The organism is Bdellovibrio reynosensis (genome assembly GCF_022814725.1).
GTDB classification, from domain to species: Bacteria; Bdellovibrionota; Bdellovibrionia; order Bdellovibrionales; family Bdellovibrionaceae; genus Bdellovibrio; species Bdellovibrio reynosensis.
This window is the reverse complement of sequence record NZ_CP093442.1, coordinates 2,519,427-2,543,603: the sequence shown is the minus strand read 5'-3', so window position 1 is coordinate 2,543,603 and position 24,177 is coordinate 2,519,427. Positions and strand designations below refer to the sequence as shown.

The 24,177-nt window shown below is 41.4% G+C and carries 23 protein-coding genes; 10 read left to right on the top strand and 13 right to left on the bottom strand.

Annotation, left to right across the window (positions count from 1 at the left end; all coding sequences use genetic code 11):
* Positions 1–13: 13 nt before the first annotated feature.
* From rsmG to rpmH, 8 genes are all read right to left on the bottom strand, one after another.
* On the bottom strand, positions 14–679 hold the full coding sequence (gene rsmG / locus MNR06_RS11915; protein ID WP_243536311.1) for a 16S rRNA (guanine(527)-N(7))-methyltransferase RsmG: 666 nt from the start codon (positions 677–679) through the stop codon (positions 14–16).
* On the bottom strand, positions 630–2,558 hold the full coding sequence (gene mnmG / locus MNR06_RS11910; RefSeq protein WP_243536309.1) for a tRNA uridine-5-carboxymethylaminomethyl(34) synthesis enzyme MnmG: 1,929 nt from the start codon (positions 2,556–2,558) through the stop codon (positions 630–632). The genes rsmG and mnmG overlap by 50 nt, the downstream gene beginning before the upstream one ends.
* Positions 2,559–2,618: 60 nt before the next feature.
* Positions 2,619–4,079, bottom strand: coding sequence for a tRNA uridine-5-carboxymethylaminomethyl(34) synthesis GTPase MnmE (mnmE, locus tag MNR06_RS11905; RefSeq protein ID WP_243536307.1), 1,461 nt, complete (start codon positions 4,077–4,079; stop codon positions 2,619–2,621).
* 40 nt (positions 4,080–4,119) lie between these two features.
* Entirely contained in the window at positions 4,120–4,680 is a 561-nt protein-coding gene (locus tag MNR06_RS11900; RefSeq protein ID WP_243536306.1) for a Jag family protein, read from the bottom strand.
* A 78-nt stretch (positions 4,681–4,758) separates the two neighbouring features.
* Positions 4,759–6,357, bottom strand: a complete 1,599-nt coding sequence (gene yidC, locus MNR06_RS11895; protein ID WP_243536304.1) for a membrane protein insertase YidC — start codon at positions 6,355–6,357, stop codon at positions 4,759–4,761.
* On the bottom strand, positions 6,341–6,628 hold the full coding sequence (yidD, locus tag MNR06_RS11890) for a membrane protein insertion efficiency factor YidD (protein ID WP_243536302.1): 288 nt from the start codon (positions 6,626–6,628) through the stop codon (positions 6,341–6,343). Before yidD ends, yidC begins: the two co-directional genes overlap by 17 nt.
* Positions 6,579–6,938: a ribonuclease P protein component gene (gene rnpA / locus MNR06_RS16755; protein ID WP_407933181.1), complete on the bottom strand. Its 360-nt coding sequence runs from the start codon at positions 6,936–6,938 to the stop codon at positions 6,579–6,581. Before rnpA ends, yidD begins: the two co-directional genes overlap by 50 nt.
* Positions 6,928–7,077, bottom strand: a complete 150-nt coding sequence (rpmH, locus tag MNR06_RS11885; protein WP_011166211.1) for a 50S ribosomal protein L34 — start codon at positions 7,075–7,077, stop codon at positions 6,928–6,930. The genes rnpA and rpmH overlap by 11 nt, the downstream gene beginning before the upstream one ends.
* A gap of 217 nt (positions 7,078–7,294) precedes the next feature.
* Here rpmH and dnaA point away from each other — a divergent pair, with 217 nt between their 5' ends.
* The 10 genes from dnaA to MNR06_RS11835 all read left to right on the top strand — a co-directional run bounded on the left by dnaA (position 7,295) and on the right by MNR06_RS11835 (position 18,639).
* Entirely contained in the window at positions 7,295–8,713 is a 1,419-nt protein-coding gene (gene dnaA / locus MNR06_RS11880) for a chromosomal replication initiator protein DnaA (protein ID WP_243536300.1), read from the top strand.
* 257 nt (positions 8,714–8,970) lie between these two features.
* Positions 8,971–10,077, top strand: coding sequence for a DNA polymerase III subunit beta (gene dnaN / locus MNR06_RS11875; protein ID WP_243536298.1), 1,107 nt, complete (start codon positions 8,971–8,973; stop codon positions 10,075–10,077).
* Positions 10,077–11,201, top strand: a complete 1,125-nt coding sequence (gene recF / locus MNR06_RS11870) for a DNA replication/repair protein RecF (protein WP_243536296.1) — start codon at positions 10,077–10,079, stop codon at positions 11,199–11,201. Before dnaN ends, recF begins: the two co-directional genes overlap by 1 nt.
* Positions 11,202–11,258: 57 nt before the next feature.
* Positions 11,259–13,676 carry a DNA topoisomerase (ATP-hydrolyzing) subunit B gene (gene gyrB, locus MNR06_RS11865; protein ID WP_243536294.1) on the top strand — a complete coding sequence of 806 codons (2,418 nt, stop codon included), beginning with the start codon at positions 11,259–11,261 and terminating at the stop codon, positions 13,674–13,676.
* A gap of 41 nt (positions 13,677–13,717) precedes the next feature.
* Entirely contained in the window at positions 13,718–16,198 is a 2,481-nt protein-coding gene (gene gyrA, locus MNR06_RS11860; protein ID WP_243536292.1) for a DNA gyrase subunit A, read from the top strand.
* 1 nt (position 16,199) lies between these two features.
* On the top strand, positions 16,200–16,997 hold the full coding sequence (locus tag MNR06_RS11855) for a tetratricopeptide repeat protein (RefSeq protein ID WP_243536290.1): 798 nt from the start codon (positions 16,200–16,202) through the stop codon (positions 16,995–16,997).
* A complete protein-coding gene (locus MNR06_RS11850) occupies positions 16,997–17,230 on the top strand; it encodes an AtpZ/AtpI family protein (protein WP_243536289.1) in 234 nt (77 codons plus the stop codon). Before MNR06_RS11855 ends, MNR06_RS11850 begins: the two co-directional genes overlap by 1 nt.
* A gap of 1 nt (position 17,231) precedes the next feature.
* Positions 17,232–17,588, top strand: a complete 357-nt coding sequence (locus MNR06_RS11845; protein ID WP_243536287.1) for a hypothetical protein — start codon at positions 17,232–17,234, stop codon at positions 17,586–17,588.
* A complete protein-coding gene (atpB, locus tag MNR06_RS11840) occupies positions 17,578–18,267 on the top strand; it encodes a F0F1 ATP synthase subunit A (RefSeq protein ID WP_243536286.1) in 690 nt (229 codons plus the stop codon). The genes MNR06_RS11845 and atpB overlap by 11 nt, the downstream gene beginning before the upstream one ends.
* A 39-nt stretch (positions 18,268–18,306) precedes the next feature.
* On the top strand, positions 18,307–18,639 hold the full coding sequence (locus MNR06_RS11835) for an ATP synthase F0 subunit C (protein WP_243536284.1): 333 nt from the start codon (positions 18,307–18,309) through the stop codon (positions 18,637–18,639).
* 278 nt (positions 18,640–18,917) lie between these two features.
* Here MNR06_RS11835 and MNR06_RS11830 read toward each other — a convergent pair whose 3' ends face one another.
* From MNR06_RS11830 to MNR06_RS11810, 5 genes are all read right to left on the bottom strand, one after another.
* Positions 18,918–19,679 (bottom strand): substrate-binding periplasmic protein, encoded by a 762-nt coding sequence (locus MNR06_RS11830; protein ID WP_243536282.1) that lies wholly within the window; start codon positions 19,677–19,679, stop codon positions 18,918–18,920.
* Between the two features lie 218 nt (positions 19,680–19,897).
* Positions 19,898–21,268, bottom strand: coding sequence for a phosphomannomutase/phosphoglucomutase (locus tag MNR06_RS11825; protein WP_243536281.1), 1,371 nt, complete (start codon positions 21,266–21,268; stop codon positions 19,898–19,900).
* 38 nt (positions 21,269–21,306) lie between these two features.
* Positions 21,307–22,266 carry a 4-hydroxythreonine-4-phosphate dehydrogenase PdxA gene (locus tag MNR06_RS11820; protein WP_243536279.1) on the bottom strand — a complete coding sequence of 320 codons (960 nt, stop codon included), beginning with the start codon at positions 22,264–22,266 and terminating at the stop codon, positions 21,307–21,309.
* Positions 22,259–23,203, bottom strand: coding sequence for a peptidylprolyl isomerase (locus MNR06_RS11815; protein ID WP_243536277.1), 945 nt, complete (start codon positions 23,201–23,203; stop codon positions 22,259–22,261). The genes MNR06_RS11820 and MNR06_RS11815 overlap by 8 nt, the downstream gene beginning before the upstream one ends.
* Positions 23,196–24,164 (bottom strand): peptidylprolyl isomerase, encoded by a 969-nt coding sequence (locus MNR06_RS11810; protein WP_243536275.1) that lies wholly within the window; start codon positions 24,162–24,164, stop codon positions 23,196–23,198. The genes MNR06_RS11815 and MNR06_RS11810 overlap by 8 nt, the downstream gene beginning before the upstream one ends.
* Positions 24,165–24,177 lie beyond the last annotated feature (13 nt).

Below are 24,177 nucleotides of genomic sequence, written 5' to 3'. Positions count from 1 at the left end.
TCCACGTGGAACATTAGGCAATTTTCTCTGTTTTAACGATAGAAAATTTAACTTGGCCGATCGGAAGTTTATATTCTCCGGCTAAAGCGGGACTCCAGATTGAACAAAGCTGTGTCGGGATCTCGCTGACTTCCATCCCCCACTCTTCGCCCTTGATGTGATAAAAGATCCCGCCTTTAGGCATTGATTTTCTTGCAACTAGAATTGTCTTTGAAATACTAGAAAAGCCGCGGGCCATAGCGTAGCGAACAGAACCATCCGGCAAAGCGTCCACGTTCTTACATTCGACCGTAACATTCGAAAGCTTTAAAGTCGCAGCCATACCCTTAAGGAATTCACACTTCTTTGAATCACTCTCGACAAGGACTACTTTTACCTGGGGATACAAGATCGCAAACACCAGACCCGGAAAGCCGTTGCCGCTTCCGAAGTCATAGATCTGGTCGATCTTAGAATTAGAGCCAAAGATAGTTTTTGAAGATAAAATAGAATCAGCAAAGTGGATGGCATCACCCACAAAGATGGTCTTTGGCGAAATAAGATTTAGCGTACGATTGGCCTTAATAAGTTCATCGTGATAGGTCTTTAGACTAGCTTTGACCGCAGGACTTAAATCCGGGAACCACTCGTTAATCCGCCAAAATATGACCGGGGCTTCTTGCTCCTTGTTGTCCTTCAAGTTCGATCTCCTTGATTTTCTTATGTCCTTTAAGATGTATCATGATCGCTTGAATAGCTGAAGGATTTACCCCGCTTATGCGTTGAGCTTGGCCTAAGGTACGTGGTTTAACGCGTTGCAGCTTATCCTTCTCTTCATTCGAAAGACCGCGTACATCCGCATAAATCAAAGTGTCTGGAAGTAACATTTCTTCCAGGCGTTTCGACTGATTGATAAGTTCCATCTGTCTTTTTACGTAACCAGAGTATTTTACTTCAATTTCGACTGGTTCACTAACATTTGGATCGCTATCAACGACAAAACCGAATTGTTCTAGATGTGAACAAACAATTTCAGGACGTCGCAGTAACTCTTCAAAAGTTAAAGACTTTGTTAGTTCTGGAGTCGGAATTTTCGTAAGAAGTTCCTGCACATCTTTGGTTGGATAAATCTTTTCTGTGCGCAATTTTCCAAGCAAATTCTTACGTTTTTCTTGCAAGCCTTCCAGTAGTTGTAATGACTGATCATTTACAATACCGATTTTCGCAGCAATAGCACCTAATCTATCGATAGTATTATCTTCTCTTAGAACAAGTCTGTGTTCAGCACGCGAAGTGAACATGCGATAAGGTTCGCGGGTTCCCTTAGTCACAAGATCATCGATAAGTACGCCGATGTAGGCTTCATCGCGACCAAGAATGAATTCTTCTTTTCCTAAAACAGAGTGCGCAGCATTTACGCCGGCAACAAAACCTTGTGCAGCTGCTTCTTCATAACCAGAAGTTCCGTTAATTTGACCAGCTAGGAAAAGCTGACGAATCGTTCTGGTTTCTAAGCGATGCCAGATTTGCGTTGGTTCTATATAGTCATACTCAACGGCATAACCGTAACGAACGACCTTCACGTTTTCTAATCCTGGGATCGTTTTAAGAAATTGGTCTTGAATATCTTCAGGTAAACTTGTTGAGATACCTTGAAGATAAATAAGATCCGTATTTAAACCTTCTGGTTCCAAGAAAGTTTGATGACTGGTTTTTTCAGCGAAACGAGTGATCTTATCTTCAATCGATGGGCAATAACGAGGTCCCGTACCTTCAATAATCCCGCAAAACATCGGAGATTTATCTAGGTTATTACGGATAATTTCATGTGTGAGCTCTGTTGTTCTAGTAAGGAAGCAATCAATTTGCGGAAGCTTTAGATTGCTAGAAGAACGATAGCTGAATGGATAGATCTTTTCATCGCCACCTTGAGCGATGGTTTTAGACCAATCGATACTATCTTTATGTAACCGGGCCGGAGTTCCAGTTTTTAATCTTTTTACTTCAAAACCAAATTGCGCCAACTGATCGGAAAGACCAATTGAAGGTTTATCCCCTACCCGACCGCCAGCTTCCTGGCGAAGACCGATATGCATAACACCGTTCATGAAGGTGCCAGTTGTAATCACAGTTGCTAAAGCAAAAATCTCAGAACCGTCTTGTAAAACCACGCCCACACACAAATCTTTTTCCAAGATCAGGCGTTTCACTTCACCTTCAAGCAGATCTAAATTTTCTTGGTTCTTTAAGGCTTCAGTTTGAAATTGAGAGTAAAGATGTTTGTCATTTTGAACTCGAGTTCCGCGAACTGCGGGTCCTTTCGAAGAGTTAAGACGCTTGTACTGAATACAAGTTTCATCAGCAGCAATCCCCATCTGTCCACCAAGGACATCAATTTCACGAACCATGTGGCCTTTTGCAAGTCCACCGATCGAAGGGTTGCAGCTCATATAAGCAATACGACTGATATTGGAAGTGATCATCAAGGTTTTTAAACCCAAACGCGCGGAAGCCAAACAAGCCTCAACACCTGCATGGCCGGCACCAACAACTATCACGTCATGTTTTTTTGTGCTCATAAAATCTCCGCTGCTTCAGCCTACGCGCCGTGCGCTTTGGCACTGCCGACACCCGTCGACCTATTTACCAATGCAAAATTCTTTAAATACGCGATCCATGATCTGATCATCAAACCGTTTGCCCAAAGTTTCGTGGATCGCGATCAATGCTTCTTTTAATTCAAGAGCAATGAACTCTTCACCCATTCCGCTTTCGACCAGGGATTTGGTGCGAATCGTATTTTCTAAAGCCCGAGAGAGATTTTCTAAATGGCGGGAGTTGGAAATTAAAACTGTGTTTTCTAGCTGCAAATCTGCAAATTCTGCCACTAACTCTTCAAGAACCTTAGCGCGCACAGTTTTATCAAGAGCGCTTACAAAGAACATCCTTCTTTTGCGGAAGAGCTCTAAGTCCTTGATCTTTTGGAAAAATTTACTGTTTTTAAGTGCTTTTTCGACAGTTTCCGAGCCCACTGGAGCCGATAAACGGTCGGTTTTATTAGCTAAAATGTAGGTTCTTTGCGGGTCTAAACCATCTAAAATGGTGATTTCTTCTGCTGAAAGACCCTTTTCGATATCTATAACAAAGAAAACAAAGTCGGATTCCCCTGTTGCTTCCTTGGATTTTTGAATACCAATTTTTTCGACTAAGTCAGAAACCGATTCACGCAGACCCGCGGTATCTAAGAAAGTAAACTTAACGCCTTTAAAGCTAGTATCCCCGTGAATCACATCGCGAGTAGTTCCAGGGATATCAGTGACGATAGCTCTTTCATCTTCTAAGAAAAGATTTAAAAGGCTCGATTTACCTACGTTTGGAAGACCTGTAAGTACGACTCTAAAACCATCTTTTAAAAGACGGCCGACTTTAAAAGTACCAACTAATTCAGTAAGGCCTTTTTCAATATTATTTAAACGGTTTAAAACAACCGTATTATCGACGACCTTGATGTCTTCAGTAGAAAAATCAATTCCCGCCTCAGCGTGGGCAAGAATCCAAGTCATGTCGTTTTCGATATCTTCTAATTTATGGGAAACAGATCCCTTTAACTGTCGAAGAGCTAGCTTCGCAGCTTGCTGACTTTGCGATTCAATCAACGAAAGAACGCTTTCAGCTTGGACAAGATCTAATTTTCCATTCATGAACGCGCGATAAGTGAACTCTCCGCGATCTGCAGGGCGAGCACCTAAAGCCACTAATTGATGAAGGATGCTTTGGCAAATAACCGGGCTTCCGTGACAAGAAATTTCAATAACTTCTTCGCCGGTAAAAGAGCGACCATGCTTAAAGTAAGTTGCTAGAACTTCGTCAATCTCATCTGCTTCAGCTACGGCCCCTTGGCCCTTCGCTCTACCGGCGTCCGCCGTTAAAGATCCAAAGTAAGCGCGCTGGGATTCAGGATGTTCAGGCAAAAATGTACAGATTTTTGAAACGATAGATAGAGCGTTGGGACCACTAATACGAATAACAGAGATTCCCCCAACACCGTGAGGTGTGGAGACCGCACAAATAGTATCTTTATCACGATCTCCACGAAACATAGGAACCTCTGTGACCTTGTAAATCTAAGTCGTTGTCGACTTAGTCGTTAGCTGCAGACTCTTCAGCAGAATTGCCTTGAGCTTGCCCTTTAGCAGGATAAATTTTGATTTTTTTGTAAAGGCCATCACCTAGTGAACGGCTTTTTACACGCGGATCTTTTGCCAAATATTGGTGAACAACTTTGCGATCCTTTGGCGGAAGAGCACGGTAATAAACTGATTTACCTTGTTCTATGCAGATGGCTTTAAGATTTTCAGCGCGCTCAATCAAAGCATTTGCTGATTCATCACGGTAACCACCGCAATCAACAGTGATGTTAGTTTTATCTTCTGGAAAATTGTGTTGAACAACGCGCTTTAGGAACAATTGGAAAGCGTCCAACATCTGACCTTTTTTATCTTTAAGGATTTCTTCATCAGCACCATTGAATTCAACCGATAAAGTAGAGCCACCGTCTTCTTCTTTTTCAGTGTTAATTTCAAAAGTTAAATCGAATTGTGCTTTTTCGATGATTCCTTCTAAGGTCTTTTGAATCAGTGCTTCAACTTCGCTGTTAGCACTTTTGCTTTTTCCCCCGAAAAGCTTACTAAAAAAACCCATTTTTCCTCCTAGTTATAAACTTAAAATTTAATCAAAAAAACTACGCTCTATTAAAATAGAGCAGCTGTTACACGGCTTCTAAGCCTTCTTTTCTCTCATGATCAGGTATTGTTGAATGATTCCAAACAAAGTACTGACAACCATGTAAAGTGTCAGACCCGCTGGTAACTGCAACATGAACAACGAAAACACTACTGGTAAGAACAACATGATCTTAGCTTGAGTAGGATCCATTGTAGACGGCGTGATCTTCTGTTGGATGAACATAAATACCGACATCAATACTGGCAAAACATAGAACGGATCGTAAGAACTTAGATCATGAATCCAACCAATGAATGGAGAATGATAAAGTTCGATGCTTGAACCGATTACGCGATACAAAGCAAAGAAGATTGGGATTTGCAAAAGCATTGGAAGACAGCCACCCATTGGGTTAGCGCCGTTTTGTTTCATAACGGCCATCATCTCTTGATTCAAACGCATTGGATCTTCTTTATATTTTTCGCGCAGGTTTTGAATCAAAGGTTGAACCTTAGCCATCGCCTTCATTGATTTGAAAGACATGATATTGAAAGGCAATACACATAGACGAACCAATAATGTTAATAGGATGATCGCAAAACCCCAGTTACCAACCACAGAGTGGAAAGCCTTCATCACATATAATAGAGGGCGTGCGATAAACCCAAAGAAACCAAAATCAATGATGTTAGCTAATTCAGGATCAACTGCTTTTAAAGCATCGATGGATTTTGGACCTACGTAAAAGATCTCTTCAAACTTCATTTCGCTTTGAGTTTGAACTGGCTTGTAAGTTAATTCCGCCAAAGCTTTTTTATTATTAAGATCAGCAGCAACTTTTACTTCAGGAATCACTGCAGATTTATCTAAAATCGCAGCTGCAAAGTATTGCGAGCTTACTGATAAAATAGAAGTCGCTGGGAAAGACTGAAGAACATTTTCAGAAGCGTTATTGAAGTTTACTGTCTCGTGTTTTCCACCGTTATGAACAACGAAGAAGTCCTGGTGTTCATAGTTAGGGAAAAAGATCGAGCTAGATTTAGCAACTTGGATATTCTCTGGAATTACGATTGAGAAACCTTTTTTGATTTCTTCATTCGGGTTAGTCAATATGATCGTGTTTGTGAATGAAGAGTTTTCAGCGTTGAACTTCAACTCTCTTTTTACTGACATCTCACCCACAACGGCTGTTCCAATGTAATGACCAGGAGCTTGTTCAGTAACATTAAAATCCAAAGCTTTAGCATCATTTGCTAAGCGCATTTCGAACATGGATTCTTGAGTACCATGGCCAACTTTGATCGGATTTTTTTCTTTGTCTTGGTAGTTATTCAAAGTGAAGTTCTTAAGACCCATTCCGTGACTAGTCAGGGTGAAAGCTACTTTATCATTTGAAAATTGAAAGGATTGATCTTGAACTGCCGGAGCTGCGACGACTTCTGATTTTGTTTCAACAGTGTTAGGAGCTGTTGTTGTCGTGCCTTGGGTAGCGTCTGTCTTTTGAGTCTCAGTTTGTGCTGTTTTTGGTTTGTTATAATTAGGATATTTATTTCCTAAATAGGTCTGCCAACCAAAATAAACTAAAGCGACAGTGGCTACGGCAATAAGTGTTTTAGGATCAAAAAACGATGGTGAATCATTCTTTTGCTGCATGGGTATTCCCCTCTTTGTGCGGAACCGGATCGTAACCATAAGGTCCACCTGGTCGGCACTTACATACTCGTTTAGTGATTAACCAAAGAGCTGTGTGAGTATGATGTGATTGAATTGCTTCTAATGCGTAGGCAGAACAGCTAGGTTCAAAGCGACAAGAACCACCTAAATGAGTGGTACCAAGAGTTCGATAAGCACTTACTAAAAACCAAAGAAAACCTTTAGATATTTTTTCGTAAGACTTCCAAACCCCGATCCATAGCTTTAACAAATTCCTCGTGGTTGAGGCCTTTGTAGAAGTTGGAATCCATAGGTTTAAAAATAATGTTGATGTCGGCTTCAATAGACTTTCCATCTACAGACAAAGCCCTGAAATATTCCCGAGACCAACGCTTCAGTTTATTGCGAACAACTGCAGAGCCCACTTTGCGACTTGCAGTGACCCCGAAACGTAACTGACCTACCTGATTCTTTTGATAATTCAAAAGTAACCATTTAGTAGGCCAGTGTCTTTTTCCCGTTTGCTTTAGAGAGAGAAATTCAGAACTTCGCTTAATAATTAGTGGAGAACTATTTTCCACCTGTAGAAACCGTCAAACGCTTTCTACCTTTAGCGCGACGACGATTAAGAACTTCTTGACCAGCTTTAGTAGCCATACGAGCGCGGAAACCGTGTGTAGTTTTACGACGTTTATTTGATGGTTGGTATGTACGTTTCATAACTCTTATCTCCCCGAGATTTTTACGACGCTAAATGACGTCTTTTATTCATCCGCGATAACTAAGTCAACGGCGGATCTCTATATATGTGCCACAAAGTTGGGTCCCAACTAGATACGTGGGGCACTAATTAATCACAATGCGGCATCAAGGTCAACTGTTGAAAATTTAAGCTGCACTTGTTAAAGAGGGTTCGGACTGCGTTGAGGGGAAACACGTGGAATTAAACTCGTCTTTTTGGACACTGATCAAAACTAAAATGAAAAGCCGGAACGACAACAACAAGTTGTTGGATACCTGGCTAGATCCTATTGAGTACGTGAATACCTTGGGTAGTCTTGAGCGACCAAGAATTGTCCTTGGCGTACCTAATGCCCTTCATCAATACTTCGTTATTGAGAATCTGCAGGATAAAATTTTCACAGAGATTTCAGATACTTATGGAAGACCTTTTGAGGTCGAGTTTAGTATTACTGGAAGCAAAGTAAATTCTCATATTGAGACAGCTAACCAGCCTCCAGAAGAGGTTTTGGGTGGTAGCGAAATCCTTCAGGCTCAATTAGCTCGTGCTCAGAATATCCAGGTTACTCAACCAAGGTCTGGCCAGGAGGCTTTAAACTCTGAACTGACCTTTTCCACATTTGTAGTGGGTAAAAATTCAGAATTTGCTCACGCGGCTTGCTATAACGTTGCCCGCAACCCGGCAGCTGATGATTATAATCCTCTCTATATATATGGACCAGTGGGAATGGGTAAAACCCACTTGCTTCACGCTGCGGGAAACCAAATTCGTGAGCAATTTCCGCATCTTAGAATTACATATATATCTGCAGAACGTTTCTTAAATGAATGTATTTCAGCCATCCGCCGCTATGAAATGGATAAGTTTCGCCAAAAATACCGCGAAAATTCAGACATCTTATTGGTGGATGACGTGCAGTATATCGCCCGCGGGGAAGCTGTTCAGGAAGAGTTTTTCCACACTATTAATAGCTTCATCGATACGCGCAAACAAGTCATCCTGGCTTCAGACCGAATGCCTAAAGATATCCATGGCTTAGAAGACCGTAGTCGTACGCGTTTAGAACGTGGTTTGATTGCGGATATCACCATGCCGGATCTTGAAACCAGAATCGCGATCCTAAGATATAAAGCCGAAAAATTTAATGTGCGCGTACCTGAAGACGTTGTGAATTATATCGCACGTATTTCTAAACGCTCGATCAGAGAGTTAGAGGGCAATTTACGTAAGATTAAAATGTTCTCTGAGCTTCAAGGTTTACCGATTGATTATGACCTTGTGAAACGCATTCTTGCGCACCATGAAACTCAATCCACAATCAGTGTGGAAGAGATTATGAAGCTTGTTGCAGACCACTTTAAAGTGAAAGTTTTAGACTTAAAATCATCTACGCGCGCAAAACCTATTGTCGTTCCACGTCAAATTGCCATGTATTTGATTAAAAAGTTCCTGGATAAATCACTGGTGGATATCGGCAAAGCTTTCGGCGGAAAAGATCATACAACTGTGATGAATGCGCTAGAACGTGTTCGCAATCTACAAGCAACCGACCAAGATATTGCTAAAGATATCGAAGATTTAGAACAAAGAATCCACAATATCACAGGGGTGTGAATGTGGACTGTGGAAAGGGCTGTGGAAGATTCAGGGGTTTGGATTGTGGATCCAAGTTACCCCCAAAATCGAGCCCTTTTCAGCAGAATTATGCAGAGCCATTATCCACAACTGTTTTTTAGTGTTTACAGGGATTTAGGGGATTTGTTAGGTTTTCCACGCCCCTACTACTACTACTAGTATTTATATATATAAGTAATAGGTATTAAGAGAGTTCAAAGAAGAGCTCAAAGATAGATTCTGAACTAGAGGATGAAATGAAACTAGAAATTGATAAGAGAGATCTATTAGGCCTTATCGGTAAAACACAGAACATCGTAGAAAAGCGCAACACAATGCCAATTCTGATCAATGTTCTTTTGGAAGCAGACCAGAACTCTCTTAAAGTTTTTGCCACAGATTTGGAAGTCAGCCTTACTGACCAAATCAAGGTTCAAGTTCATCAGCCAGGTAAAGTGGCAGTAAGCGCAAAAAGTCTTTTCGACATCGCTAAAGAACTTTCTGAAGGACCAATCACTTTAATTAAAAAAGAAAATAATTGGTTAGAGATTAAACAAGGTAAGTACACTTCAAAAATTGTTGGTATCTCTGCTGAAGAATATCCGATCTTCCCTACTTACAACTCTCAAGGTTTCATCAGCATTGATGCACAAGTTTTGAAAGAGATGATTGATAAAACAATTTACTCTGTATCAAACGATGAAACACGTTATCACCTTAACGGTGTGTTCTTTGAATTAAGTCCACAAGCTGGATTTAAAATGGTTGCTACTGACGGTCACAGAATGAGTTTGGTTAATAAGCCATTGTCTGAAGTGAAAGTGGCAGCGACTCAAGGAGTGATCATTCCTAGAAAAGGTCTTCATGAAATCAAAAAGATTTTAGAAGGCATTGAAGGAAATGTGGAAATCGCGATTGAAGGATCTCAATTCGTACTTAAGCATTCATCAACAATCCTGATGATTCGTTTGATCGAAGGAAAGTACCCGAATTATCAACAGTTTATTCCACAGAAGCTTCCGCAAAAAGTGATGATCAACCGTGATGCTTTCTTAACTTCACTTAAACGCGTATCACTTTTGGCGAATGCAAAATCAAAAGCGGTATTGTTGAACCTGACAAACGGTCGCATGGAAATTTCTTCGAACAATCCTGAACTAGGAGACGCAAAAGAAGAAATCGAAGTGGATTACGCAGGTAATGAAATTAAAATTGGTTTCAATGCTAAATACATCACAGATATTTTAACTAGCATGAACCAAGATAAAATCGATTTTGAATTAAATGATCACTTATCCCCAGGATTGATGAGACCTCATAACGACAGTTCTTACACTTGCGTTGTGATGCCTATGAGAATCTAATGATTTTCGAAAAACTACGTCTTGTTAATTTTCGCAATTATCGGGACGTAGTGTTCTCTTTCTCTCCGCGTGTGAATGTTTTTTTAGGAGAGAACGGCCAAGGTAAAACAAACTTACTAGAGGCTTTGTATCTAATTTCCCAAGGCGATTCTTTTCGCTACAGTGATAACTCCACTCTTATCAATTCGAATAATCAGCAGGCGCTTATTCAAGCTCTGATTACTCAGAACGATCTTCATTACAAATTAAAATTAGGGCTTACGAAAAGTCGCAAAGTTTTAACTTTGAACGATAAGAAAGTGACTTCGACAGATATTCGAAAAATTTTTGCTAGTGTTGTGTTTAGTCCTGAAAGTTTAGCATCGATCAAAGAAGGTGCTGATCACCGCCGTGAACTGGTGGATGAGTTGCTAGTGACCTTTGATCGCAAAAATGCCGATTTGATCGCCGATTATCGAAAAGCGCTGAAAACGCGCAATAAGATACTTAAAAACTACGTAGAGGGTTTAAACGATAAAATACTCACCCAGAACCTTTTGGACAGCCTAAACCCCCAATTCTTGCGTTTAGGGGCCGATTTCGCCTATGCCCGCATCAGTGCTTTGAACGGTTTGGCCAAAGAGTTTAATAATGCCATGCAATACATTTCTGGGAATTTCGATGTGGATATCTCAGTGGAATATGTGATTAGCGATCAAAATGCGCTGAATTTTTCCCGAGAAGAAGTCTTTTTTGCACTTCAAAAACGCATTCAAGAACTTCATGATGCGGAGCTTTCGAGCGGCACTAGTTTAGTAGGTCCTCACAAGCACGATATCGTGTTCCTATATGGTCAAAAAGACTCAAGATTTTATTGTAGCCAAGGGCAGCAAAGAGCGATCATATTGTCTTTCAAAATGGCTCAAATCGTGTATCATCGTAAGGCTCACGGGACCTATCCTGTGCTGATGTTGGACGATGTTTTATCCGAACTCGATAAGGGCAAAAGAGAAGCCTTGATTACGTTCCTACACGAAATCAATACGCAGATTTTTGTAACGACGACGGATTTCACACTGCCCGATTCTTTCAGCCTCGATCAGCTTTCTGTGATGCGTATCAAGGATGGTCACATTCTTGAGTGATGCTCCCTCAGTTTTTTAAGCTGAGCGGAGAACAAGCCAGCTTATGAGGGGTTACTAGTGTCAGTCGAAGAACAAAAAACATATTCCGCCGATTCGATTCAAGTTCTTGAAGGACTTGAGGCTGTTCGTAAACGTCCAGGGATGTACATCGGTGATACCGGCTTCAAAGGTTATCATCACCTTGTGTATGAAATTGTGGATAACTCGGTAGACGAACATCTTGCGGGATATTGCAAAACTATCAAAGTCACTATCAATGCCGATGAGTCAATCACAGTTGAAGATGATGGCCGTGGTATTCCAGTTGGAGCGCACAAAAACGGAAAATCCGCTCTAGAAATCGTAATGACAGTTCTTCACGCCGGCGGAAAATTCGACGGTGGTGGTTACAAAGTTTCTGGTGGTCTGCATGGCGTGGGTGCTTCCGTTGTGAATGCACTTTCATCTCGCGTGAATGTTGAAGTTCAACGTGAAGGCCACATGTGGAGACAAAACTATGAGCGCGGAAAAATTCTAGCGCCTGTGGAAAAAGGTGAGGATTCTGCGAAAACTGGAACGAAAGTTACTTTCAAACCAGATCGCGAAATCTTCAAAGACGAAACAATCATTTATGACTTCGCTACCCTTGCGAATCGTTTCCGTGAACTAGCGTTCCTAAATGCGGGTTTACATATCGCTTTGACAGATGAACGTTCAGGTAAAAAACAAGATTTCCAATACGCTGAAGGTGTCGCGGAATTTGTGAAGTACATGAACCAATCAAAAAAATCTTTGCACAATGAAGTGGTTTACTTCAAAGGTGAAAAAGACAATGTCGATGTGGAAATCGCGATGCAGTGGAATGATTCTTATTCAGAATCTATTTTCACTTATTGCAACAACATCAACACTCATGAAGGTGGTACTCACCTTGTTGGTTTCCGTGCGGCTTTGACTCGTACAACAAACCACTACGCGACTGAAAAAAATCTTTTGAAAGACCTAAAAACAAATCTTGAAGGTGAAGACATCCGTGAAGGTTTGGCTGCGGTTATTTCAGTAAAAGTTCGTGAGCCACAATTTGAAGGTCAAACAAAAACCAAACTTGGTAACACCGAAGTAAAAGGTATTGTTGAATCTTTAGTGAATGAAAAATTAGCGGACTGGATGGATCGCAATCCATCAGTTGCAAAAAACATCATCATGAAGTGCGTGGAATCAGCACGCGCGCGTGAGGCTGCTCGTAAGGCCCGTGATTTAACTCGTCGTAAAACAGCTCTGGATGGTGGATCTCTTCCAGGAAAAATGGCTGACTGCCAAGAACGTGATCCTGCACTTTGCGAATTATACCTGGTGGAGGGAGACTCGGCAGGTGGATCCGCAAAACAAGGTCGTAACCGTAAAACGCAAGCGATCTTGCCTTTGAAAGGTAAAATTCTAAACGTAGAAAAAGCGCGTTTTGATAAAGTTATTTCAAGTGAAGAGATCAAAGTTATAATCTCGGCCCTTGGTACTGGTATCGGTAAAGACAACGTGAACGTTGATAAAATCCGTTACCACAAAATCGTTATCATGACGGACGCCGACGTCGACGGATCCCACATCAGAACTTTGTTGTTAACATTCTTCTATCGCCAAATGCCTATGGTGCTTGAGCGTGGATATGTTTACATCGCGCAACCACCTCTTTACCGTGCGAAAAAAGGTTCTAACGAACAATACCTAAAAGATGAAGCTGCTTTGACAGAGTACTTATTAAGCTCTGGTCTTAATAACTTCAAAATCAAAGGCAAAGAAAACTTGCCTGAATCTGAATTAAGAAAATTGATTTTGAACATTCAGAAATTTAACAACCTTCTGAAAGTATCTTCGAAAAAATACGATAAAGACGTTTTGTACTTCATCTTAAGCAAAATTACAGATCTTGAAAAATCTGTGACTGATGAAAAGAAAATGACTGCGGCGATGAATGATCTGCAAGCGTGGATTAAAGCAGAACCAAAATTGGGAATCACTGAATTCAAATCTGAATTTAAAACAGATGCGGAAACAGGAAAACCTTACACTGAAATTTACACTGTTCGTTACGCGGACCGCATGACGACGAAGTTCGGTGTTGATTCACTTCGCTCTTCAGAAATCATTGAGCTAAGAGCTATCTGGGCTGAAATTCAGTCAGTATCTTCATTGCCATTGACGATTCTTCAGGGCGAAACAGAACTTCAATTTGATAACTATAACGACTTCTACACTCACGTGATGGAATCGACGAAAAAAGGCATCTACATCCAACGTTACAAAGGATTGGGAGAGATGAATCCGGAACAACTTTGGGAAACTACTTTGAATCCGGAAAACAGAACCCTGCTTAAAGTAACAATCGATGATGCCGTAGCTGCTGATGAAACATTCAGTATCTTGATGGGTGAGCTAGTTGAACCTCGTCGTCAATTCATCAATGACAATGCATTGATGGCTAGAAGTTTGGACGTTTAGTTTTTTCGACAAAGTCGAAGTGTAGATAGAGTTGGTGAATTATGGATAATATGAATGAAAAAGGTGTAACTCTCGTCGATATCAACAAGGAAATGCGTGAAGCCTACCTTCAGTATTCCATGTCAGTTATCGTGGGTCGTGCTCTTCCAGACGTGCGTGACGGTTTAAAGCCGGTTCACCGCCGTGTTTTGTTTGCGCAAAATGAAATGAACAACCGCCCGAACAGACCCTACTTAAAGTCTGCTCGTGTGGTCGGAGACGTCATCGGTAAATACCATCCACATGGTGACTCTGCGGTTTACGAAACTATGGTTCGTATGGCCCAGGATTTCTCTTTGAGATATCCACTTGAGGATGGACAAGGAAACTTCGGTTCTATCGATGGTGATAACGCAGCAGCCATGCGTTACACAGAAATCAGAATGACCCACTTAGCAGAAGAACTGCTAATGGATATCGATAAAGAAACGATTCCATTTGGACCGAACTACGATGACTCATTAGAAGTTCCGTTAGTTCTTCCAGCAAAATTCCCAAATCTTTTAGTGAATGGTTCTACGGGTATCGCCGTAGGTATGGCGACGAACATTCCACCGCACAACTTGGGTGAAGTGATCGATGGTTGCGTTCACTTGATCAACAACCCTGATTGCCAACTAGAAGATTTATTAGTGCACATCAAAGGCCCAGACTTCCCGTCTTACGGTGTGATCGCGGGTCGTGAAGGTATTCTTCAGGCTTACAAAAAAGGCCGTGGTATTATTTCGCTTAAAGCGGTTGCTGAAATCGTTCAAGCCAAAGACCGTGAAGAAATCATCGTTACGGAAATTCCGTACCAAGTTAATAAAGCAAAATTGATTGAAAGCATTGCGGACCTTGTTCGTGATAAGCAAGTTGAAGGTATCTCTGATATCCGTGACGAGTCTTCGCGTGAAGGTATGCGTATCGTAATCACTTTAAAACGTGGTGAAAACGCAAGCGTGATCTTGAATAGACTTTACAAGTACACCCAACTGCAAACAAGCTTCGGTATTATCATGCTTGCTTTGGATGCGAAAAACCAACCGGTTACTTTCGATCTTAAAGGCATGCTTGAAGCGTTCGTTGATCACCGTCGTGACGTTGTTACGAAACGTTGTATTTTCGAACTTAAAAAAGCTCAGGAACGCGCCCACATCTTAGAAGGTTTAAAGAAAGCTTTAGACCACATCGAAGAAGTGATCAAAACCATCCGCGCTTCAAAAGAAGCTAATACAGCTCGTGAAGCGTTGATGTCGAAATTCGAATTCTCTGAAAAACAAGCAGTAGCAATTCTAGAAATGCGTTTGCAACGTTTGACTGGTTTAGAGCGTGATAAAATCATCGCTGAACTAGCAGAGTTGATGAAACAAATCGACTGGTTGAAATTCGTCCTTTCAGATGTTCGCGAAATTTACAAAATTATCGTGACAGAACTAGAAGATATCAAAAAACGTTACGCAGATCCGCGCCGTACGCAAATCACGGGCGATTTGAATGATATCGAAGATGAAGATCTTATCGCTGACGAACAAATGGTTGTGACTGTGACAAACACAGGTTTAATCAAACGTATCCCAGCGCAAGAATACCGCGTGCAAAAACGTGGTGGTAAAGGTCTTAAAGGTATGGAAACGAAAGAAGAAGACTATGTCACAGACATCTTCTCTGCTTCGACTAAGACCATGCTTTTGATCTTTACTGATAAAGGTAAAGCTTACTGGGTGAAAGTTCATAGACTTCCACTAGGCACTAGAACTTCTAAGGGTAAATCTTTAGCAAACGTGGTTCAGTTATCTAGTGGCGAAAATGTTCGTTCGATCTTGCCTGTAAATGAATTTAGCGAAAATAAATTCGTGGTGATGTTGACTGAAAAAGGTGTGATTAAGAAAACATCTTTGGATGCGTTCGCGAACCCACGTACCGCAGGCATTATCGCTTTAACTACAGATCTTGATGACGGCGTTATCGACGTTAAGATTTCAGACGGTCAAAGCGATATCTTTATTGCGACCAAAGAAGGTATGTCGATTCGCTTTAACGAAAACGACGTGCGCGGCATGGGCCGTACCGCTCGTGGCGTGAAAGCGATCACTCTTGCTAAAGATGATATTGTTGTGGCGATGGAAGTTCTTGAAAAAGGAACTAAAGATACCATCTTAATGGTGACATCAAAAGGTTACGGCAAACGCTCTGAAACTGAAGAATATAGAATTCAGTCTCGTGGCGGTGTTGGTATCATCACGCAAAAAACCACAGACAAAGTGGGCCTTGTTATCGGAACGAAAAAAGTTTCTGAAAAAATGGAACTTATTCTTTCCACTGACAATGGACAGGTTATCCGTATGAAAGTGACTGATATCTCTGTTCTTGGCCGTAATACTCAAGGTGTTCGTTTGATCAACTTGGACGACAAAGAAGAGACAGTGACAGGCGTTGCCGTGGTTGAAGAAGAAGTCACTCCAGAAGAAACAACACCGGCTCCTGAAGGAGTCACTCACTAAGATGACCAGAGCACTACTGGTCATCCTAGTGCTAGCACTGACCGCCTGCTCCTCCCAGGAGGAGGCGGAATTTAAACAAGCGCAAAAAGCCATAACCCAAGAGCATTATCGCACGGCCTTGGGTTATCTTGATCGAGTCATTAAAAGAAATCGTCCAACTAAATATCCACTAGAAGCTGCCCGCGAGGCCGCGCGCATTTCGTTTTTTGAAGTGAAGGATTTTAATAAGGCGATTTCTTATTATCAGTTCATTGTTTTACATTCTTTGGACGAAAAAGAGCGTCTAGAAGCGCAAAAACAGATTGCTTCGATCTATTTTAATAATCTGCAGAACTATAGTCTTGCGATCATCGAATATAGCAAACTTCAACAAATGCCTCACACGGATCAAGAAGCGGCTCAATATAAAATGAACATCGCAAGATCCCAGTATTACTTAAATAACTTTTTTCAGTCAGAATCAGAGATTGATTCTTTATTGCTGCTGAAAAGTGATGACAACATTCGCTTTAATGCTTTGATGCTTAAGGGCAATATCCTAGTTGGCAAAAAGGAATTTTCAAAAGCCGCGGATATTTTTAAGATGTTAATTCAAAAGTATCCTGAAAAAGCAGTGCAAGAAAACGTGGCTTTGATTTTGGCTGTTTGTTACGAAGAGAATTTTGATTTTAAAAGTGCCATCGGCATTTTGGAACAATATCGCGGTAAGTACAGTCCACCGGAATACATTGAACTTCGTATTAAACGACTTCAAGAACGCATGAAGAATGCTCCGGGTGCGAAAGGATATAGGAAGTAATGAAAAACTATATAATTTTTGCATCGATGGGCTTTGAACTTGTCGGTCTTATCATCGGATGTTTTTACCTTGGCGAATACCTTGATCGGAAGTACAACTCGAAGGGCCTTATATTTGTCGGCCTTTCGTTTGCGGCTTTAATCGGATGGTTGTGGCGGGTTATCTGGCTTTTGCGCCGTATGCAAAAGCAGGAAGAAAAACAGGATGCAGGCCCTAAAGGGCCCGTTCAATAAAATGAAGATAGTTCTGATAGTTCAATCGGTAGTGACCCTAATTGGTGGGTTGTTACTTCAATATTTTTACGCGCCTCAGCAAGCCCTTTCATTTGTCGCTGGCTCTTTAACCATCCTTACAAGCTGTATTCTTCTTGCTGTTGGCTTTAGCTTGATCTTTCGTAAGAAATTGATTGCCCTGGCTATCGGGATCATTGTATTTAAGTACGCGATTTTAGGGATTATTATCTTTACGCTTGTTAAACTTTCGTGGTTTAGCCCTTTGTGGTTTTCCATGGGAGTCGCAAGCTTAATTCTTTCCGCAATTTCATTTGCAGTGAAAGAAGCCTCTAGAGAAGGAAAAGACAATGTCGTTTAACTGGACTCAACTTATTCCTGGTGTTGGTCACCACTACTCTCACGTTGCTACTCTTGGTGTTGCAACTGTTGCAGCCGCAGGTATCGGCCTTGCCGCTCGCGCAGCACTTGGTAAAGGTGAAGCAGCGATTCTTCCTGCTAGCAAATTTTCTCTTCGTGGAATCATGGAGATGCTAACAGAAATGATGTCGGGACTTGCCGACATGGTTATCGGCGAACACGGCAAACACTACGTTCCGTTCTTCACGTCAGTCTTCTTCTTTATCTTATTTAATAACTTAATCGGAATGATCCCAGGGATGACTCCTGCGACAGAAAATATCAACACCACTTTCGGTTTCGGTGTGTTGATGTTCTTGGTTTATAACTTCCAAGGTATCAAAGAAAACGGCATCGTCGCTTACCTTAAACACTTTATGGGTCCGGTGATCTTCTTAGCTCCATTGATGTTTGTGATCGAACTTGTTTCACACATGGTTCGTCCTTTCTCTTTGGGTCTTCGTCTTGCGAACGTAATGATGGGCGACCACACAGTACTTTCTGTGTTCCTTGATTTAGTTCCAATCGGCGTACCAATTCCATTCTACATGATGGGATTGTTCGTCTGCTTTGTTCAAGCTTTTGTATTTACATTGCTTTCAATGGTTTATGTGGCATTTGCGATTGCACACGACCACTAAGAAGCAAAATTAACCACTCTATTTAGAGGAGAATATCACATGAAAAAAATGATCGTTGCTATGGTTGCTATGTTGGCTTCTGTATCTGCATTCGCTCAAGAAGCAGCTCCTGCTGCTGTTGAAGCTACTACGACTGCTACTGCTGCAGTTCCTGCTGACCGCGGTTTGGTTGCTATCGCAGCTGCTATCGCTATCGCATTGTCTGTATTCGGTGGCGCTATGGCTCAAGGTAAAACTGCAGCTACAGCTCTTGACGGTATCGCTCGTAACCCAGCGGCTTCTGGTAAACTATTGATCCCAATGATCTTGGGTCTAGCACTTATCGAGTCTCTAGTAATCTACGCATTGATTATCGCTCTACGTCTTGCGTAGTCGCGGTCGTCGATAAGGGCCCAATCGACTGCGTTGTGTTTGGGGCTCCTGCCCCAAACCCTTCGGGCTTCGCGCAAAAAACGCATCCTGCGATTTTTGTGCGGTTCTTCGCTTCTCTCCGACGTACCTTACAGGTACGCCTGCGTTTCGCGAAGAATCCTCCGCCTTGCGCTTGAACCCTTCTCGCCAACCTTAAGTGGTTGGTAGATTGTGAAAATAGAAAACCCCAGTTGCTTTGCTTCTGGGGTTTTTTTGTGTCTGAAGTAATGTGGTTTTCTTTATTTGAATTTTTCTAGGGCTACGTCTTTGCCTAACCACTTTTGTAGAATCTTGTCGTAGTCGCCGGATTTTTTTAGTTCGGCTAAGCCTTGATCTAATTTTTCCATTAAGACTGGTGTGTCTTTGTGGGTTTTTGAGAAATGCACGTAGATCGGTTCGTTGGTTAGCTCTAGGACTGGGACGATTTTTCCTTTTAAGGATTTATCGTTATTTAGATAGAACGCTAAAACCATTTCATCAATGGCTGCGTAAAGAACTCTTTCTGCTGCTACCATTTTTAAACTGATTGAATCGCTGGCTACGGCGTGTTTTAGGATTTTTTTGTTATCATCGAATTCTTGTCCGAAGGGAAACTCTGCTGGTAGGGCTACGGATTTACCCTCCAGATCTTTTACTTTTGTTAGCGGCTTCATCACGTTTAGTTTTTTACTAACGATTAAACCGCGGCTTCTGAAAAGGTGTTCTTTTGGGAATAAAAATTTAGATGTCAGCTCTTCGTTTTTTGCAGAGTTAAAGCAGCCTGATTCTTTTCCTGATTCTGTCAGGGCAATACATCTTAAGAATGGCACTTGGATCAATTCTATTTTCACGCCGGCTTTTGCGTAGGCTTCTAAAACAATATCCACTGAAAGTCCGCGAGGTTTGCCTTTTTCTCTGAAAGCAAATGGTGGCCAGTTGTCTTCAACTAAAATTTTGTAAGTTTTTGCTTCTGCCTGAAATGAAAACAGCAGAGCTATTACAACCAACATAAGTCTTTGCATCTTAACACCCTCTAAAAAAGGCTTCATACCGAACGCATTAGGATTATCCTAATTACCAGTAGGAAACATTTCATCCATAGAGTTTATAGTAATAAACAATCAGATCTACTCAATCATTTGTATTATAGTTCACTGCGAAAACAAGGATTTATAAATTAGGTCTAGTTTACGAAGGGTGTAAAAAAAGCCCACCTGAATAGATGGGCTTAAAAATATCATTATAAGTACTTATTTACGACGGCTTCCACTCGAGAGCGGATTTTATCTAATCCCGCTTGCGATGAAGATTCGTAACGAACAACCACAACGGGTTGAGTGTTCGATGAACGGCACAATGCCCATCCATCAGCAAAACTTAAACGAATACCATCAGTAAAATCCACTTTGTAATCTGCATCGGGCTTATTCGGGAAAGCCTCGATCATTTTTTCAACGATCAACACCTTCTTTTCTTCAGTAGTATCAATGCGAATTTCTGGCGTGTTGAATGCTGGAGGAAGTCCTTCAAGCAGCTGCGGAATAGTTTTTCCGGTCTTTGCTAGAATCTCTACCAAACGTAAAGCTGCGTATGGAGCATCATCATAACCGTAGTTGCGATCGGCAAAGAACACGTGGCCCGACATTTCTCCACCGAAGGGTGCTTTTTCAACCTTGATTTTTTCTTTTACTAGCGAGTGTCCCGTCTTCCACATGATGGGTTGGCCACCGTGTTTTTCAACGTCTTGGTAAAGACGATCAGAACACTTCACGTCGCCGATGATCTTTCCACCCTTTTGTTTAGAAAGGATGTCACGAGCGATAATAACCATCAGTTCATCGCCGTAAACCATCTTACCAGTGTGATCAACCACACCGATACGATCCGCATCACCGTCAAAACCGATTCCACAGACCGCAGCCTCTTTTAGAACTTGCGTCTTAAGGTCTTCTAGGTTTTCTTCGACAGTTGGATCTGGATGGTGATTCGGGAATGTGCCATCAGGTTTTTCAAACATGATTGTTGGCTTTAAGCCTACAGCTTCAAATAAGCCACGCACAACAGATCCACCAGCCCCGTTACCGCAATCTAAAACAACCTTGATGTCTTTGATTTGACCGAACTCTTTTTTGTAGCGCTCATAGTACATTGGTTTAATGTCGAAGTGTTCTTCAGAGCCTTGACCGTTGATGAATTCGCCACGATCAATGATCTGACGAAGCTTTTGGATTTCAGCACCAAAGATTGTGCCTTTACCTACAGAGATTTTAAATCCATTGTATTCAGGAGGATTATGGGAACCAGTTACTTGGATTGCACCATCAACGCCTTTAAGTTCAAAAGTCGAAAAATAACAAACGGGTGTTGTAACTAAACCCAAGTGAATAACTTTAGCTCCCGATTCCATCATTCCTTTGGCAAGGTTTTTAATGATAGCCGGGCATGATTCACGAGCATCATGACCTAAAGAGATTGTTGGATTAGTAAGACCTTTATTTTCTTTTAAATAAACAACGTAAGCGCGACCCAATAGATAAGCAAAGTGGTCGTCGAATTGCCCGTTGTAAACTCCACGGATGTCGTATTCTCTAAAAATAACCGGTTGAAACATATACACCTCAAAATTAAACAAGAATTTAGAAATATAGTCTAAGCCCGCTTGAGTCGAGCTAATTTTACGGCCCAAGTAATTGCATCCATCATCGAGTGAGGATTTGCGACATTTTTTCCAAAAATATCTTTAGCTGTGCCGTGATCGACACTTGTGCGAATGAAAGGAATACCTAAACTAATATGAACGCCCGAGTCCTGCCCGTGAATCATCTTAAACGGAATAAGGCCCTGATCGTGATAAAGAGCTAAGTATACGGAATATCTTTTCCAATTAGTTTCAAAGAAGGCCGCATCGGGAACTAACGGCCCTTCAATAGGGATCTTATTTTTCTTTGCAAAGTCTAAGATCTGCGGGAAAAGCTTTAATTCTTCGTTGCCAATCAGACCTCTTTCGCCCGCATGGGGATTCAATCCCAGAATGGCGATAGGTCGCTTACTTTGCAATTTTGTAAGCTTGGTTCGTAAAGAATTTGCATTGATTAATGCTTGAGACAAGTTATCAAAGCGCAGACTTTCGCTGACTTTGTTAATAGGTAAATGTGCCGTCGCCAAAACCACATTAAACTTTTCGCCGATAAAACCCATATTCACGAATTTGGATTTTGAAAGACGCTTTAAAATATCAGTGTGCCCTAGGTCTTTGAAGCCGGCTTGCTTAATAGCAGGCTTAGATAAGGGAGCTGTCGCCATCGCGTCGATCTTTTTATCTAGACAGGCCTTTGCTGTGACTTCCACCCAATGCGCTGGCGAAAGCTCAGAGGCGATGTCGATAAGATAAGGGCCTTCGATTTTTAATGCTTCTTCTAAAGTGTCGACAGTGATTCGTTCATATTTTTTATCGATCAGCGAAAGATATTTTTTATCTGCGCCATCAGTACGCCACATGATGAACTGCACGCCTTTTTGTTTTGGCAAAAGACTTAAGGCTTTGGCGGTAACTTCAAAGCCAATGCCGTCGGCATCACCAGTGGTTAAGGCGATTCTAATTTTACTCATTGATGCGCACGAAGGATTCTTCGCGTTTATTCGCAAGCCACGTTTTTAATTGGCGTTTGAAGCTTTCTTCTAAAAGGAACGCTTTAATTCTTTCTTTAGCAGCCTCAAACTTTGGATCGGTGGTTAGTTTTTTACCAGTTAACTTAACGATATGAAAACCCATGCGGGATTTCACGATACCACTAGTTTCGTTTACTTTTAAAGTTGAAATGGCTTGTTCGATTTCAGGCAAAAACTCACCACTTTTAAAAGTACCTAAACTTCCGCCAGCAGAAAAATTCGGATCTTCACTGTGTTGTTGAGCCAAAGTATCAAAATTATCCCCGTTACGAAGTTTGATTAATACAGTCTCAGCTCTTTTTAAGGCTGCTTCACCACCGCCTTTTTTAGGGCTAAAGAAAATGTGCGCCACGCTGAACTCATCAATGGAAGGACCTGCGTTTGGATTTTTCTTTAAGTATTCATTTAAAGCATCTTCATCAGAAATACGCAGTTTTGAAATGATCTCTGCATCCATCAGAGAGCGCTTTTCAATACTTTGTTTTAAAAAGTTTTTGTATTCCGTAGCAGAAATCCCCTGGCCCTTAATAATGTTGAAAAGTTCGGATTCATTTACATTATTTCTTTTAGCCATGTCTTTGATTTCAGAATCAACACGGTCTGCAGTCACAGATAAATTCAAGCGTTTGATCTCGGATTGTAAAAGACTTTCGTTGATCAAATAATCAAGTTGCGCTTTGCGGTTTCCCTTAAGGCTTTCGATAGGCTTGCCAAAAAGAAGAGACTCATCCACCAGGCCTTGCTTACCTAATTTTTTTTCTAAATCTTTAAAATCAGATTCAAGAACGACCTCGGATCCGACGATAGCCACAGTTTTTTCCACAAGCTCAGCGTGAACTGGAGTTGCTGCAAGAAGTGCGAAAATAAAATTAATCATTACTGCCTCGAGTATCTATCTTAATAGAGTTCATAAGATCGTAGTCTTTTAGAACTTTACTACTTCTGAGCTGGGCATCAAGCCACGCCACGTATTCTGCCTGCTCGCGTTGAGCACGTAGAGCCCTTAAGATCTGCGACCTTACATCCTCAAGCGCTAAAGTCATTGCTGGGGCTTTTTTTTCAACCTTAATCAAATGCACACCAAAAGGACTTTTCACTGTTTGTAGGCCCGATGCGGCGCTAAAAAGCGGGTCAAAGTAATCAACCGTACCTTTTTCAATCCAACCTACGACCCCACCCGTCTTACCCTCAGGAGTGATTGAATATTTTTTGGCAAGTTCTGCGAAATCCGCAGTTTTTAGATCAACTTTTATCGCATCAGCCTTAGCATCCTCGTCCACGACGATTTGGCGAAGGTAAATGCGCTCTTTCTTTTTGTAGCGCTCTTTATTTTCTTCATAGTAACGCTTCACTTCTTCTTCGGTAGGTTGCTTTATTTTTTCATTAAGAATTTTAAAGACCTCACGTTCAACCAAAGAATATCTAAGTTCTTCGCGCCATTCTGAAAATGACAGATTTTCTTGAGCCAAAGCACGGCGGAATGAAAGGTCATCAGGATAGTTGCCGCGAAGTTTATCGACTTCTTTATCTAAATCACCTTCTGAAATAACGATCTTTTGGGCGCGGGCCCAATCCAGCGTCAGACTTTTAACTAAAAAGTCCTTCAGAATATCTTCTTTAACCCTGTGGATGTTGCTGGGATCTTTTGCTGCCAGGGCATCGAAGTTACGAAGTTTACGCGCCAACTGGTTGGCAAATTGTTTGGTAGTTAGAACGTGGTCATTCACCTTTGCCACAGGTTTTGTAGAAACCTTTTGGTATTTCGAAGGACAACCCGCCAAAGCTAAAGCTATAAAAAGAAAAAGCCCCGTTTTTGCGGGGCTCTTTAAAAATTTCATAAGTTATAATTCC

Bases quoted from the DNA above. Each gene is read 5' to 3' on its own strand.
- mnmE (WP_243536307.1), bottom strand. From the start codon at position 4,079: ATGTTTCGTGGAGATCGTGATAAAGATACTATTTGTGCGGTCTCCACA.
- MNR06_RS11900 (WP_243536306.1), bottom strand. From the start codon at position 4,680: ATGGGTTTTTTTAGTAAGCTTTTCGGGGGAAAAAGCAAAAGTGCTAAC.
- gyrA (WP_243536292.1), top strand. From the start codon at position 13,718: ATGGATAATATGAATGAAAAAGGTGTAACTCTCGTCGATATCAACAAG.
- MNR06_RS11845 (WP_243536287.1), top strand. From the start codon at position 17,232: ATGAAGATAGTTCTGATAGTTCAATCGGTAGTGACCCTAATTGGTGGG.
- MNR06_RS11810 (WP_243536275.1), bottom strand. From the start codon at position 24,164: ATGAAATTTTTAAAGAGCCCCGCAAAAACGGGGCTTTTTCTTTTTATA.
- MNR06_RS11825 (WP_243536281.1), bottom strand. From the start codon at position 21,268: ATGTTTCAACCGGTTATTTTTAGAGAATACGACATCCGTGGAGTTTAC.
- MNR06_RS11835 (WP_243536284.1), top strand. From the start codon at position 18,307: ATGAAAAAAATGATCGTTGCTATGGTTGCTATGTTGGCTTCTGTATCT.
- MNR06_RS11855 (WP_243536290.1), top strand. From the start codon at position 16,200: ATGACCAGAGCACTACTGGTCATCCTAGTGCTAGCACTGACCGCCTGC.
- MNR06_RS11815 (WP_243536277.1), bottom strand. From the start codon at position 23,203: ATGATTAATTTTATTTTCGCACTTCTTGCAGCAACTCCAGTTCACGCT.
- dnaN (WP_243536298.1), top strand. From the start codon at position 8,971: ATGAAACTAGAAATTGATAAGAGAGATCTATTAGGCCTTATCGGTAAA.
- rpmH (WP_011166211.1), bottom strand. From the start codon at position 7,077: ATGAAACGTACATACCAACCATCAAATAAACGTCGTAAAACTACACAC.
- MNR06_RS11850 (WP_243536289.1), top strand. From the start codon at position 16,997: ATGAAAAACTATATAATTTTTGCATCGATGGGCTTTGAACTTGTCGGT.
- MNR06_RS11830 (WP_243536282.1), bottom strand. From the start codon at position 19,679: ATGCAAAGACTTATGTTGGTTGTAATAGCTCTGCTGTTTTCATTTCAG.
- atpB (WP_243536286.1), top strand. From the start codon at position 17,578: ATGTCGTTTAACTGGACTCAACTTATTCCTGGTGTTGGTCACCACTAC.
- MNR06_RS11820 (WP_243536279.1), bottom strand. From the start codon at position 22,266: ATGAGTAAAATTAGAATCGCCTTAACCACTGGTGATGCCGACGGCATT.
- recF (WP_243536296.1), top strand. From the start codon at position 10,077: ATGATTTTCGAAAAACTACGTCTTGTTAATTTTCGCAATTATCGGGAC.
- yidC (WP_243536304.1), bottom strand. From the start codon at position 6,357: ATGCAGCAAAAGAATGATTCACCATCGTTTTTTGATCCTAAAACACTT.
- mnmG (WP_243536309.1), bottom strand. From the start codon at position 2,558: ATGAGCACAAAAAAACATGACGTGATAGTTGTTGGTGCCGGCCATGCA.